The organism is Methylobacillus methanolivorans (assembly GCF_054588515.1).
In genome coordinates, this window is the sequence record NZ_BAAILT010000004.1 from 329,651 (window position 1) to 344,034 (window position 14,384).

The 14,384-nt window shown below is 53.9% G+C and carries 12 protein-coding genes; 3 read left to right on the plus strand and 9 right to left on the minus strand.

Going from position 1 to position 14,384, the window contains the following annotated elements; translation table 11 throughout:
• Position 1: 1 nt before the first annotated feature.
• The 7 genes from LG202_RS11520 to LG202_RS11550 all read right to left on the minus strand — a co-directional run bounded on the left by LG202_RS11520 (position 2) and on the right by LG202_RS11550 (position 9,781).
• Entirely contained in the window at positions 2–3,517 is a 3,516-nt protein-coding gene (locus LG202_RS11520) for a response regulator (RefSeq protein ID WP_230348519.1), read from the minus strand.
• 283 nt (positions 3,518–3,800) lie between these two features.
• Positions 3,801–4,703 (minus strand): efflux RND transporter periplasmic adaptor subunit, encoded by a 903-nt coding sequence (locus tag LG202_RS11525; RefSeq protein WP_230348520.1) that lies wholly within the window; start codon positions 4,701–4,703, stop codon positions 3,801–3,803.
• Positions 4,704–4,716: 13 nt separating this feature from the next.
• Positions 4,717–4,914 carry a DUF1656 domain-containing protein gene (locus LG202_RS11530; protein ID WP_230348521.1) on the minus strand — a complete coding sequence of 66 codons (198 nt, stop codon included), beginning with the start codon at positions 4,912–4,914 and terminating at the stop codon, positions 4,717–4,719.
• Positions 4,907–7,090: an FUSC family protein gene (locus tag LG202_RS11535; RefSeq protein WP_230348522.1), complete on the minus strand. Its 2,184-nt coding sequence runs from the start codon at positions 7,088–7,090 to the stop codon at positions 4,907–4,909. The genes LG202_RS11530 and LG202_RS11535 overlap by 8 nt, the downstream gene beginning before the upstream one ends.
• Positions 7,090–8,526: an efflux transporter outer membrane subunit gene (locus LG202_RS11540; RefSeq protein WP_230348523.1), complete on the minus strand. Its 1,437-nt coding sequence runs from the start codon at positions 8,524–8,526 to the stop codon at positions 7,090–7,092. The genes LG202_RS11535 and LG202_RS11540 overlap by 1 nt, the downstream gene beginning before the upstream one ends.
• Before the next feature lie 51 nt (positions 8,527–8,577).
• Positions 8,578–9,081, minus strand: coding sequence for a MarR family winged helix-turn-helix transcriptional regulator (locus LG202_RS11545; RefSeq protein WP_230348524.1), 504 nt, complete (start codon positions 9,079–9,081; stop codon positions 8,578–8,580).
• 85 nt (positions 9,082–9,166) lie between these two features.
• Positions 9,167–9,781, minus strand: a complete 615-nt coding sequence (locus LG202_RS11550) for a TetR/AcrR family transcriptional regulator (RefSeq protein ID WP_230348525.1) — start codon at positions 9,779–9,781, stop codon at positions 9,167–9,169.
• 125 nt (positions 9,782–9,906) lie between these two features.
• On the opposite strand from LG202_RS11550, the gene LG202_RS11555 reads away from it, so the two are divergent.
• From LG202_RS11555 to LG202_RS11565, 3 genes are read left to right on the plus strand one after another with little or no spacing between them, the layout of a single operon-like run.
• Positions 9,907–10,713: a quinoprotein dehydrogenase-associated SoxYZ-like carrier gene (locus LG202_RS11555; protein WP_230348526.1), complete on the plus strand. Its 807-nt coding sequence runs from the start codon at positions 9,907–9,909 to the stop codon at positions 10,711–10,713.
• A gap of 13 nt (positions 10,714–10,726) precedes the next feature.
• On the plus strand, positions 10,727–11,074 hold the full coding sequence (locus LG202_RS11560) for a c-type cytochrome (protein WP_230348527.1): 348 nt from the start codon (positions 10,727–10,729) through the stop codon (positions 11,072–11,074).
• Entirely contained in the window at positions 11,071–12,330 is a 1,260-nt protein-coding gene (locus LG202_RS11565; RefSeq protein WP_230348528.1) for an FCSD flavin-binding domain-containing protein, read from the plus strand. Before LG202_RS11560 ends, LG202_RS11565 begins: the two co-directional genes overlap by 4 nt.
• Before the next feature lie 23 nt (positions 12,331–12,353).
• Here LG202_RS11565 and LG202_RS11570 read toward each other — a convergent pair whose 3' ends face one another.
• Complete coding sequence (locus LG202_RS11570; RefSeq protein ID WP_230348529.1) at positions 12,354–13,283, minus strand: diguanylate cyclase domain-containing protein; 930 nt, start codon at positions 13,281–13,283, stop codon at positions 12,354–12,356.
• Between the two features lie 167 nt (positions 13,284–13,450).
• Complete coding sequence (locus LG202_RS11575; RefSeq protein ID WP_230348530.1) at positions 13,451–14,374, minus strand: DMT family transporter; 924 nt, start codon at positions 14,372–14,374, stop codon at positions 13,451–13,453.
• Positions 14,375–14,384 lie beyond the last annotated feature (10 nt).

Below are 14,384 nucleotides of genomic sequence, written 5' to 3' on the forward strand. Positions count from 1 at the left end.
ATCACTGGGCCGAGTGGATGCCCGCAGGTAACCAGACGCGTAGCAGTGAATGCAGGCGCGATAAATCTATTGGCTTGGCAAGGTAGTCATTCATACCGGCCTTGATGCATTGCTCCTGGTCGTCCTTCATGGCCTTGGCCGTGATGGCGATGATGGGCAGGCGCTCGAAGCGGCCATCGGCGCGGATGCGGCGTGTGGCCTCCAGGCCATCCATCTCTGGCATCATCACATCCATCAGCACCAGGTCGATATTGGTCACCTGGTCAAGCTTCTCGATAGCCTCGATACCATTGCGTGCAACTTCGACCGACATGCCTTTTTGTTCCAGGGCACTGGTGAGTGCGAAAACATTGCGTACATCGTCATCGACCAGCAAAATGCGCCGACCATCGAAAATACGTTCACGGCTGCGTAGCGTTTGCAGCATGCGCTGGCGCTCGCTGGAAAGTTCGGATTCCACCTTGTGCAGGAATAGGGTGACTTCGTCCAGCAGGCGCTCCGGTGAGCGGGCACCCTTGATGATGATCGAGCGTGAGTACTTGAGCAGCTCGGCTTCTTCCTCGCGGCTCAGGTTGCGGCCTGTGTAGACAATCACTGGTGGAAATGCGCGGATATCCTCATGCGACATGCGTTGCAGCAATTCGCTGCCCTGCATGTCGGGCAGCTTGAGATCAATGATCATGCAGTCGAAGACCTGCTTGCGCAGCAACTCCAATGCCTCGTTACCAAAGGCTACCGAGACGATCTCGACATCGTCGTCTGCAATAAGTTGATGCACACTCTCGCGTTGACGGTCGTCATCTTCAACCAACAGCACACGCTTGATTTTCTGCGTCAGCTTTTCTTCCAGCCGGGTGAAGACTTGCTTGAGCTCCTCCAGTGAGGCTGGCTTGAGCGCATAGCCAATCGCGCCTAGGTGCAGCGCAGCTTCCGCATGGTCAGACCCTGAAATGACATGCACCGGGATATGGCGCGTTAGTGGATTTTCCTTGAGCTCGTGCAATACGCTCAAGCCCGATTGGTCGGGCAGGCGAATATCCAGCAGGATAGCCTGCGGCTGGTATTGCGTTGCCAGTTGCAAGCCTTCTTCTGCGCCATGGGCGACGATGCAGTGGTAATTCATTTCCTGCGCGAGGTCGTAGAGTATCTTGGCAAAGGTGGCCTCGTCTTCCACCACTAACACGAGCCGCTTGGTATCGCTGGTATGGCCCCTGTCATCGGGGAAGGCCGGTCCTTCCAGCCTGGGAGCCTTGGGCTTGGTGATCGCTGGGGCAGGAGATGCTTGATCGGCTTGGGTTGTGCTTGAGGCTGGGGCAATAGCTGTTGCAAGCGGGATAATGCGCTCGGCTTGCCATTGCAGGGGGAGTGTCAGCGTAAAGCGGCTACCCTCGCCGCTTGCGCTCGTCAGGGATATATCGCCACCCAGTAGGTTGGCCAGGTTGCGCGAAATGGAGAGGCCTAATCCAGTGCCGCCATATTTACGGCTTGACGTGCCATCTACCTGGCGGAATGGGGCGAAAATAGTGTCATGAAAGTGCTTGTCTATACCAATGCCAGTGTCTTGTACGACGAAACTGATTTGATCGTTATCATCGGTGGCTATCATGAGTGATACGCTACCCTTGTCGGTAAATTTGATGGCGTTGGACAAGAGGTTTTTGATGATCTGCTCCAGGCGCTGCCGGTCGCTATGCACATTGCTCGAGGTACCTGGGGCAATCTCCACCTTGAAATCCAGTTTTTTCTGTGTGGCCAGGGGCGTGAAAATGGATTGCATGCTATCGGCAAGGGCGCTGATGGAGATCTGCTGAGGGTTGAGGTCCAGCTTGCCAGCCTCAACCTTTGAAATGTCCAGGATATCATTGATGAGATTGAGCAGGTCGTTGCCCGCAGAGTAGATCGTGTTGGCAAATTTCACCTGCTCCTCGTTCAAGTTGCCATCACGATTGTCCGCCAGCAGCTTCGCTAGGATCAGCGAGCTATTAAGCGGGGTGCGCAATTCGTGCGACATGTTGGCGAGGAATTCAGATTTATATTGGCTGGCGCGCTCCAGGTCTTGGGCGCGTGCCTCTAGTTGCTCTTGTGCTTCCACCAAGGCCGTGTTTTTCTGATCCAGCGCGACAGCCTGCTCTGCCAGCCTGTCGTTGGTTTGTTCCAGTTCGGCTTTCTGGTTTTCCAGTGTAGCTTGCGACTCTTCCAGTACGCGAGATTGTTCTTCCAGCTCTTCATTGCTGGTGCGTAGTTCTTCCTGTTGCACTTGCAGCTCCTCATTGAGCTGCTGGGTTTCAGCCAGGGCATCTTGCAGACGTTGGCGCGATAATGCCGCTTCAATAGCGACCCCCAGGCTACCCGCGATGAGGGACAGAAACTCAAGTGCCAGTGGCTCTGGTTTGTGCAGGAAGCCTAATTCTGTGACCCCATTGATATGCCCCTCATTGGTAATCGGCACAATCACCAGGTGACGTGGCGTAGCATCGCCCAGCGTTGAGTTCACTTTGATGTAGTCGCTGGGCAGGTTATCCAGGGCGATCACGCGCTTTTCAGCAACGGCTTGGCCCAACAGGCCCTGGTGTTCACGCACGGTAATATGGCGTTGTTCGTATTCAGGGCTGAAGCCATAGGCGGCAAAGCGTTGCAGGGTGCCATCGTCATCACGCACATACACTGCCCCTACTTGCACACCTATATAGTGTGCGAGGAAGTCCAGTGAGGTACGCCCTACTTGCGGTAATGTCATTTGGCCAATACCTAGCTCCGCTAGCGATGTCTGGCCGGTGCGCATCCACGCTTGTTGCTGTTGCGCATCTGCATATTCCTGTTGATGTTGCAGGATGGATTCGTAGTTGTTTGATAAGCTCAGCAGTTCGCGACGACCAAAATATCCCAGGAACCCGGTCAGGCCAAGCACAAAGATGAGATAAGCAGCCAGTGAGAAAGTAATGGTTTTGCGCGCGTCATCATTCCTGTCCTTCAGCATGCGTTGTTCTTCGAGCACAAAGCCCGTCAGCTCGTTGCGGATTTCATCGAACTGTAGTTTTCCATGGCCCAGCCGCAAGGTGGATAAAAAATCTTCGTTTGACCGACGTTTATCGATCATTAGGCTGGCGTAGGCATCCCATTGGTCGATATACGCTTGAGTACGCTTGAGGCGGTCAATCTGGGAGGGGTTGTCTTTCACCAAAAGGGTCAAGGCCGATATCTCAGCCTGTATCTTGGGTTTGCTCAAAAGATAGGGGGCGAGAAAGTTATCGTCCTTGCTGAGTAAGTAGCCACGCATCCCGCTTTCCATGTCGACTGCGAGCTTGGAGATTTCCTGTGCCTTACCAATGACGCGTTCGGTGTGTTCTACCCAGTTCATTGAACTGAGCAGGTTGAGAACCAGGATGATAAACAGGGCCGCGCTGGCAATACCGACTCCGAGCGGTAGCATGATATTACGGCGCAGAATGCGCTTAAAACTGACTTGATCAATATTGGCTTGCCCGGGCATGATGGAATGGAATTCTGCAGATTTCAAGATGCGTTAGTGTAGCGCAACTATCGGGGTTGCAATTGTTAACAATGCCGAATATCGCGACAAAGTGCGGTAAAAATGCATAGAAAATACCGTAATTCCAGAGATTGTAGGAATTGTCTGACAGTGGCGGTAATGTATGCCTACAAAGGTCGAAGTAGGGCTGTCACATGATATTTAATGTGCGGCAGGGTCATCGACTTTGTCAGGTTGGCCCTGGTGTTTGGTGGTGACGAGTGTTACACGCTTGTTTGCTAGTGATTACCTGATGTTGATGTCGGATAAATCAGGCTGGAGGTGAAGTGTTAGCAGTTTTGGGTGTCGCCGGGTGGATAATCACGGAGCAAGTCATGCCCGCGACTAGGACAACCCCATCAGGAATCTCGTCGATATGGATACGCACCGGGACACGTTGCGCCAGGCGCACCCAATTGAAGCTGGGGTTGACGTTGGCCAAGAGCCTGACATCCGTCGGGTTGTCGCGGTCAGTGATGCCGCGCGCCATGCTCTCGACATGGCCACGCAATACAACATCGGTGCCTAGCATGCGGATTTCTGCCGGGTCATTGACATGGATGAGCGGCAGTTTGTGTTCCTCGAAGTAGCCATAGACCCAATAGGATTTCTGGTCGATGAGGGCAAGCTTTGGCTGCCCGGCTTGTGCATAGTCACCAGGCCTTACTAATAAATTAGATACCCAGCCATCTACCGGGGCACGTACTTCCGTGCGCTTGAGGTTAAGCCTGGCATGGCCCAATTCGGCATGGGCCTGGTCGAGATCAGCTTTAGCCGCCAGGGAAATGAGGTCGGAATCTTCCCGGTCCTCGCGTGAGATGACCTGGTCGTCCAGCATGGAGCGGCGAGTGGATTGCCCACGCTTGAGGGCGAGGGTGATCTTGCGCTGCTCTAGCTTGGCTTCTGCTTCCTCTACTGCATGGTGGTAGCGCTCGGCGTCAATCCGGAACAGCAGATCGCCTTTTTTCACAAATTGATTGTCGCGCACCACGACCTCGGTAACCAACCCGGAAACATCGCTGGCAATATTCACTACATCTGCGCGTACCCGGCCATCACGCGTCCATGGCGAATCCATATAGCGCACCCAGAGCATGTGGCCTAGCATGACTGCCACCACGACAATGATCATCGTCAGTGCGATACGCAGGATTTGCTTGTAGAGGTCTTTCATATGCGTTTCCTTGTCAGTAAATCAGTAGCCCCAGCGTGCAAAACAGGCAGGTGAATAAGCCCAGGCGAAACAGGGCGCGGTACCAGATATATTGATAGGCTCCCAGCCATCCCAGCGTCTTGTCTAGGAGCCAATACAAGATGAGTGCTGCCACGAAGGCAAGCACCAAGGTCGGCATGAGGGCATCGAGAAAAGCGATTTCCCTAGGCATGGCGTAACTCTCCTGGTTTGGTGACTTCATCTAACGGCGCGAGTGGCGTGAGTACCGAGTGCTTGTCCAGCAAGGCGCCGCGGATGAAGTGCAGCATGGTGAGCAATTGCTGGCTGTTGGCTATGGTGAGAGGTGCGCTGGTTTGCAAGCGTGCGATACTGCTGGTGATGGCGACAATCGCACGCTGACGTAATATCGTGCTGGGCTGGGCGAACAGTCGTGATAATTGGAGCAGGCTATGGTCTATCGTGCCACGGATGGCTGGATCGCTGACTTGTTGCAACTCCTGGCGCAAGTTAATCACGGCCTGGCCAATTTCCAGCGTAGAAAGTAGCCAGTCGACAACTTCCTTGTCCTGGGTATTGGCGACATGGCGGGACGATCCCATGCGCAGCAGTAGTTCGCGCGCATGGGTTTCCAGCGAGCTGCGTTCTGGCGGCGGAGTTTGTACACAAGCTTCCTGGATCAATGTGCGCAATGCCAATGCCACGCGAGTGCGTGACCACAGGCCATTGGTGAGGTCAATCAAACTATAGAACACGCCTGCCAGCATGACGGCGAGCAGGTCGGCAATCGCTTCATTGATGAAATTGACCGGGTTGGCAGCAAAAACATTGTTGAAGCCAATGTGTAAGAAAAACACGATGAAGATGCCCGAGCCGATAGCGGCTACCGATGGCTTGGTGGTAAGCCAGGCGGCGATGACAATTGCTGGCGACAAGGCCAATGCCAGCATGGTAAAGCCTTGTGCTTGCGTCAGTAGCTGGAAGTTGCACCAATACAATAATGCGGTGCCGATCAAGGCCCCGATGATGAACTGGCGCACGGTCTTGCTGGGTGAAGGGGCAGATGCAAACAAGGTGCTGGCAATCGTGGCCAGGGTAATGGCTTCAATGCCGGAGCGTAGGTCGCAGACTATCCAGAGAAATGACATTAGCGCAAATACCAAGCCGCCGCGCAGCCCTGCCAGGATGGCCGCGAGCGGGTCAAAATGCATGCCCAGGCTTGGCGATTGGCGGTTTTTCAAGGTGCTAGCGGGCATGGGATGACTGAGGCTGGCATAGGTGTTGGTGTAAGCATGCAATTCGTCCAGCACGCGCAGGCTTAGCTCTGCCCCGGTGGCAAAATCCAGGGTTTCAGTCTCGCTGAGAGTGATAGGCAGGCTGGCCTGTATCTCGTGCAAATGCATGGGCCAGCGTTGGCGTAAGGCATTGATAGTGAGTGCTACCTGTCTGGCTTCGTCCTCATTGCGTGCTTCATGCTGGTGCGTCATGACGGCAGCCTGGATAGGTGCAAATAGTGCCAACAGGCTTGTCACTACTTGCGGGTGCCCACTGGCTTGCAGTCGCCGTAACAGTTGTTCCAGTGAGTGGAAGCTGGTGGTAACGGCCATGAATTCCGAGTTGAGCAGGTTGAGGCGTTGCCGGTAGGCGCGTGAGTGATTGCTCTCCATGGAGGATGAAGCGTGGAATATCTCCAGCTCAAACACATCGCCGACCATGCGCAGGGTATCTGCCTGTGTGTTGGGGGCTGAAAGTTTGTTCTGTTTCAGGTTGATCAGCAGCTGTGAGAAATCACGAAAGCGCTTGCGTACCGCATTGCGTAGCAATTCGCTGATGCCTTGCGGGAAAACCAGGGCGCTGACCAGGCTGGCGCAAGCCAAGCCAACCATGATCTCGGAAAGCCGTGTCATGGCAATATCAAAGGTTTGCCCGGGGTTAAGGGTGGCGGGCAGGCCGACAATACAGATGGTGTAGCCTGCCAGCACAAAGGCATAGGATTGGTGGTGACGAAAAACGATGGAGCCTGCGGTACAGAAGCTGATCCACAATGCCAGGTAGATGAGGAAAGGTACTCGTTCCTGTGCGAATAGCGCCACCAACAGTACCGAAGTGGCAATCCCGACCAGCGTACCGATCAGGCGATAAAAGCTCTTGGCCAATACCATGCTGGTGCGCGTCTGCATGACGATGGCAACCGTGAGCAAGGCAGTGCGAGGTTGCTCCAGCTCGAACTTGAGCGACACCCACATCGCAAGCATGCAGGCCAGCAACACTTTGCCAATATAGATCAGGGTTTGTGCATCTTCGCGGCCCCAATCGCGCAAGACGCCCAGTAATACATAGCGCCAGCGTGCACGCCGCCAGAAGCTCAAGACTGTGTGGGTGCTACGCATCAATGCAACTCACTAGTTGATGGTAGCGTTCCACCGCCCAAGGCTTTCATGAGCCCGGCATAGGCATTGAGCCTGCTGGCCTCCAGATCAATGAGGGCGGCTCGCTGGCTCAATACCTGATTCTCTGTATCCAAAACCTTGAGGTAATTTGCTAAACCGGCATGGTGACGGGTTGTCGCTAGCTTCTTGGTTTTTTCCGCTAAATGCAGCGCATCCAGTAATTCAGTATGTTGGATTGCATTCGAGTGCAGCATGACCAACTGGCCGCTGATTTCCTGTAATGATTGCAGTACGGTACTGTTGTATTGCTCCACAGCAATGTCGTAGGCAGCAGTTTCTGCGGCGAGGTTCCCGCGGCGTAGCCCGCCATCAAATAATGGCAGGGAAATAGCGGGTCCGACACCTGCAATCAGGCCGCTTTCCGTGAGTATCTTGCTGAAGCCCATGGCTTGTAAGCCTACAAAGCTCAACAAGTTGATGTTGGGGTAAAACGCCGCCTTGGCGCTGGCGATGTTGTGGTTGGCAGCCTCAATACGCCATTTGGCCGCCACAATGTCGGGCCGCCTGCCTATCAGGTCGGCGGGCAGTGATGCAGGCAGGCCGATGTCGGCATTGAGTGCCAGTAATGGAGCATGGAGATGTTCAGTAAATCCAGGCCCTTCTCCTGCCAGCGCTGCCAGTTGTTGTTGCAGTAGGGTGATACGTTCATCACTGATTTCTAATTGCGCATGCAGGCCGGGAATCAGGGTTTCTGCTTCGCTGACTTCGATGTCTGTACCTAGCCCTGCAACCAGGGCGCGTTGCCGGATGCTTAACTGTTGTTCGGCAATTTCCAGCCTCGCCTTGACGATGTCGTGCTGGGCGTGTGCCTGCGACCAAGCAATGTATTGCATGACCAGGGCGGTAGTCAGGCTGAGCTTGACCTGTTGTGCCTCGGCTGCGGTTGCCTGCATGCGGCTCAGTGTACTGTTCCATTGCGCCTCGCGTTGTCCCCATAGGTCGAGGTCGTAGCCGAGATTCAGCGTGGCTTTATTATTCCATTCTGTATGACCACCCCAGGGTGGGGGAATGAATTGCAGGTTGGTGAAGCGCTCACGCACCAGGGTACTGTTAACGCTCGCTTGTGGTGCGCGCAATGCGCCAGTTGCTTGGGCTTGCGCTTCGGCCATGGCAACGCGGCTATGTGCCGCGCGCAGGTCGGGGTGTTGTTGCAGGCTGTGGCGTATCAGGGCATCTAGCTGCGGGTCTTGAAACACTTGCCACCATGCTTCTTGCGGCCAGGGCAGGTCATGCTTGACCTGGGTGATGGCGGGACCCTGGTCAAGCTGGTTGGCATGACGAGGTTGGGCTGTGGTAGAAATACCGGACATGCTCATGCATCCAGGCAACACCGCGATGACAGCAGTGCTGAAAGCCTTGAGGATGTTGCGATGCATGGTGGACTCCCGCCCGGTATAACAAATGTGAAGAGATGTTTGCTTCTGGTCTTACTTGATGATGTCGGCGTTGGCACCCAAGGTTTGCATATGGCGTACCACATCCTGGCGATGCTGTAGTGACAAGGTCGCCATCAGGGCTGCGACATTGGTGTAGTACACCGGCATAACTTCATCTAGCTTCTTGCGCCCGGCTGTGGTGAGCTTGATCTTGAGCTTGCGTCTATCCTTGCGGTCAGTCAGGCGGCTGACTAGGCCTTCGTTTTCAAGGCCATCAATAAAGCCGGTCATGGTGGCCTTGGTGACGCCCGCTTTTTCGGCAAGTTCAGAAGGGGACGAGCTGAGGTTATCCTCGCGTAGCAGCAAAACAAGTACCCACCAGCGCCCTTGCAGCAAGCCGTGCTGTGCCAGCATTTTATCCAATGCGTCCGAGAGATCGGAGGCAGCGCGCAAGATATTGACGAACTCCCAGATCGCGACAATATCGGCGTCGGGGTAATAGCCAGCGAATTTTTTCAGCGACTCGGAAGTCGGCAATTCTTTAATCAGTAGCATAATACGAACTATGATAGTTAGGGACCGTAATGTAAGTCAATAGTCTGAATGGATATTCCCGTAAAATAATTAAGGTTTTTGTGGATTAGCGAGGATGCGCCATGTTGGCAGCGTTTACCAATTGCTGCTTGTAGAGGGATAGTGTGCGCGCAATCACTTGGGTGTCATCCATGGATTTTGCCAGTAACAACGCGCCTTCGAGCGTGGTGATGTATAGCTCGGCCCAGGCGATGGTGTCGAAGTGGGGGCTGCCTTGCTCTTGCTGTAGCCGCTGGAGCATGTCGATCAATTCCTTGCGCCAGGCCTGGAAATAGTTGCGTGACACCTCAAACAGGCTAGGGTGGGTGTCAGCCAGGCCCATGGTGAAAATGGCCAGCATGCAACCCTGGCTGAGCTGCGGGTCTTGGTAGCTTGCAATGCCATGATCAATATAAGCAGTAAGCAGCTCAAGCTGGCTTTGATGGTGAGTCGGGTCAAACAAGTGTTGCTGGCGCTCCAACGCATCCTGCCAGAACTGTTCTAGTACCGCTTCACCCAGGGTTTCCTTGTTGCTGAAATGATGGAAGAAACCGCCCTTGGTGATATTGGCCTGACGGCATACCATGTCAATCGACATGGCGTTGAAGCCGCGTGAGAGAATTAAATCTCTGGCGATTTGCAAGATGCGCTCGCGGGTGGATGCAATCGGCTGGCTGGACATAAAGAGATTCCGTCATCTTCCTTTTGTATGGCAATGAATTGAGCTGCTTACTGCTATTGACAAATCTGTATACCGGCATAACATACCAACTGGTTGGTATTCTATACAATGAAATGGATAAAGCAATGATGATGCGTTCGATGTCACGAGTATTGCTGGTGCTTGGGGTGGTGTTCTCAGGCTGGATGCCTTTGGTTGCCAATGCAGAGGTCACAGATCAAAAATGGCAGGCCATGCATCGTGATCTGTTCCCGGGTAAAACCTTGCAACAAGCGGATTTCATCAAGATCACCGCACCCAAACGTGCGGAAAGTGGTGCCCAGGTGCCGTTTGCTTTTTCCGTGGATTATCCTGTAGCAGAAGGGCAATACGTGAAAGCGGTTTCCGTGATTGTCGATGCGAACCCGGTACCGCTCGCCGCTGTGTTTCATTTCAATCCCCAGAGTGGCAAGGCCGAAGTGGCGACCCGTATTCGTCTCGAAACAGACTCACTAGTACATGTGGTTGCCGAAACCAGTGATGGCAAGTGGTATGTGAATGCCGCCCCTGTGAGGGCTAGTGGGGGCTGTGGTGGCACAATAGATGGTGATGAGTCGGCAGCGCGCCAAAGTGCGGGCAAGATGCGTCTAGCCTTGGATAGTGAAGCAACAGAGGGCGCATTGCACTATGCCAGGTTACAGATCAAGCACCCGATGTTCACGGGCCTGCAACGTGATCTCGTTTCCCAAGGCTTCCGCCCCGCTTATTATATCGACAAGATAGAGGTGCAATACAACGGCGTTACAGTCTTTCAGGCCGATACCTATATCGGTATCAGCGAGGATCCGAATATCCGCTTTCCCTTCATTGCCAAAGGCGATGGTGCGTTGACGGTGACCATACACGACAACGAAGATAACGAATTTCACCATAGTTTTGCCGTTAAACTATAAACATAAACATTCAATGGTGCTGGGCGGAGGGCTTCTGGCGGTACTGGGCTTGTGCCTCGTGCCATTGGTGGCTTGGCCTGCCGGAGTAGATAGCCACACCCGCACCCTGGCAGCCTCTTGTGCCGCATGTCACGGCTATGAAGGCAAAAGCCTGGGAGCAATCCCGAGCCTGGCAGGGCTATCGCAGGATCAATTTCTTGCCAGCATGCAGCATTACCGGGATATGCCTGATGACGGTAGCGTCATGAACCAGCATGCTAAGGGCCTGACCTGGGGAGAGATTGAGGGGCTTGCCCATTATTTTTCTGGCTTGGGTCATGTCGATGACCCTACAGACAATCCCAAAGCTTCGAATCCATGAAGCGTCGCCATTTTAATCAATTAGCGTTGGCTAGCCTGATCTTGCCCGGTGCCTGGCGCAGTATTGCGCGGGCTGCCAGTGCACCCCGGGTGGTGGTGATTGGCGCTGGGTTTGCTGGTGCCACGGTGGCCAAGTATTTACGGGTATGGAGCCACAACAGTATTGAAGTCATCCTGGTCGAGCCCGGGCGGGCTTTTGTCTCCTGCCCGGTGAGCAATCTGGTACTGGGGGGCAGCCGGCAAATGCAGGATATTACGCACTCCTATGATGAGTTGATCAAGCGTTACGGTATCCAGCTGTTACAGGCCAGCGTCAGCGCGATTGATGCGGCACAACGCCGGCTCCGCCTTGATGATGGGGCCACGCTGCGCTATGACAAATTGGTGCTGGCACCCGGTATCAGCTTTGATTACAGTCGCTTGAATGCCATGACAGGGGTGCTGTTGCAAGAACGGTTCCTCCATGCCTGGAAGGCTGGTGTTCAGACGTTGGCATTACAGCAGCAATTGCAGGCAATGCGTGATGGAGGCGTATTTGCCATTACCATCCCTGCCTTGCCCTATCGATGCCCGCCAGGGCCATATGAGCGGGCATGCCAGGTGGCGTATTACCTCAAGCGGCATAAACCGCGGTCCAAGGTATTGGTGCTGGATGCCAATCCGGCGATTACCTCCAAGCGTGCCTTGTTTGAGAGGGCATGGGCTGAACTTTATCCTGGCATGGTTGAATATCATGCTTCCAGTGACCTGAATGCGATTGATCCAGATCGGCAGACGCTTAACACCACGTTTGAACGCGTCAAGTTTGATGTACTCAACCTGATTCCTCCGCAAACAGCGAGCAGGTTGGCCTTGGATAATGGCTTGGGTAATGCAGGTGGACGCTGGTGCGATGTTGATTACGTGACTTACGAATCTCGCCAGGCGCGGCATGTACACATCTTGGGCGACGCGCTCGATTCCGGCTTGCCGAAATCTGCCCATATTGCTACCTCGGAAGCCAAGGTGTGTGCCAGTGCGATTATTGCCTTACTCGCTGGCGAGGCACCTGATCCGGCTCCCGTGTTTGCCAATACTTGTTATAGCTATGTCAGTGCAGAAGAGGCGATGCATGTCGCCAATGTTTACCGCTTTGATGCTGCCAGTCGAGAAATGAAGCCTGCGCCGGGTGGAGGTGTCTCGCAGGCGAGGTCTGCCAGTGAAGTGCAGGAGGCACGGTCATGGGCCGTGAATATCTGGCACGATGTGCTGGGTTAGGAAATACTCACTGAACGCAGATGCTATGCATTGACTAGGCAGTTACGGCCACGCTGTTTGGCTTGATAAAGCCGCTGGTCGACCTGCTCGACAAAACTGAGTGCCTGCTCCTGGTGGGTGGGGATCATGGTGCCGGCTCCCATGCTGAGGCTGAGTATTTGCCCACTTGGCGAATTCGCATGTGGTATTTGCGCCTTGAACAACAGGTTGCGACAGCGATGAGCGACCAGTTGCGCTGAAGCGACATCTGTATCTGGCAGGATCAGCACAAACTCCTCCCCGCCAAACCGAGCAAAGAAATCCCTGGCACGCACAGCGCTACTGGCAAGCAATGTGGCTACTTGTTTCAGGCATTCATCGCCCTGCAAATGCCCATAATGATCGTTGTACTGCTTGAAGTAATCAATGTCGAACATGATGAGGGAAAGCGGGCTGCCATGGCGCCGGGCCGTCGTCCACTCTATCTCCAGTACCGAGTCGAACATACGGCGATTGGCAACACCAGTGAGGCCATCTTTAAAGGAAAGTTCTTCCAGTTCCTTTTGCAGCTTGAGAAGTTGTTCTTCGGTTTTCTTGCGCTCGCTGATATCAAACATGAAGCCGACCAGTGACTCGACTTCTCCTGCTGCATTACGGATGACATGCACCACATCCCGTATCCAGACATAGCGTCCATCCTTGGTCAAGGCGCGGTAGTCTGCCTCATGATCAGCCCCCGAGCGGGATTGTGATACACAGAAATCCACTACCCAGGCCTGGTCTTCAGGGTGCATGCGGCTGGCCCAATCCTGTGCGCTTACCCAGCTATCCTGACTCCAGCCTAATAAGGTCTCGATTTGGGGGCCTATATAGGCAAAGGTCATGGTCTGCCAATCGATTTTCCAGGGGATGGCCTTGGTGGACTCCAGCAGGGTTTTATAAACATCGTGGTTAGTGGTCTGTTCTGTACTCATGATGGCTTGGTCTTGAATCAATAATGGCTGGCATATGGCGATTGATATTCATGGATAAGCGAATTACATGCCATGTTTGCACAGGGAATTTTTGATAAAAATGATAAAAATTAGTGGGTTAAATGAGACTTTCAGCAAGAAAAGCTGACGAAGGTGTTGAGAATTTGTCAGCGAGCAGGCACGGAATTCTTTGAAGACAAAACTAGACCCCCTAGAATGGCAGCGATACCTAGCGCGTGGAATACGTGCAGGTTTTCTCCCAGAAACAGCACGGAAAGCATGCTGCCGAAAACCGGCATTAGGTGGATAAACAAGCCGGCACGTGCTGCTCCTGCGCGCGCTACCCCAATGGTATACAGCGTATAGGCAATGACTGAAGGGAAAATGCCAACATAGGCGAGTGCCAGCCAGGTGTCATGGTTCCATTGGGGTGCTTGCCCAGTGTGCGTTTCCCAGGCATAGAGTGGTAGCAGCAGAATAATGGCAATGAAGATTTGTATGCACATCAAGCCAATGCGGTTGATAGTGGCGGGCAACTCGCGTAACCACAGGGTATAGAGCGCCCAGCAGATCATCGCGGTAAAGATCACCAGGTCGCCACCAGAAAAATCCAGGGTAGCCAGACTAGACCATTCTCCGTGCAGGATGATGGTGAGGACACCAGCCAATGACAAAGCTAACCCAAGTAATTGCAGCAGGTGCAACGGCAGGCGGTAAAACAAGGCACCAAACAGCAGGATCAGGATAGGAATGCAGGAGTTGAGCAGGATGCCATTAGTGGCGGTGGTGTCATGCAAGCCGCTGTAAACCAAGGTGTTGAATGCTGCAACGCCCACTGTGGATACTGCCAGCAGGCGCCAGCGATATTGCCAGTAAAGCCGCCAATCACGCCGCATGGCAGGGAGGGCGAATGGCAATATGCAAACAAAGGCGATTACCCAACGTCCTAGAGACAAGGTTAGTGGCGGGATGTTCGCATGCACTGCACGGCCCACGACAAAGTTACCTGCCCAGAACAGCGGCGGTAACACCAGTACTAGCATGAGCAGGATAGGTGAAAGAGGGCGATTGCCAGGCGTTGGGGTAGACATGGATATCAAT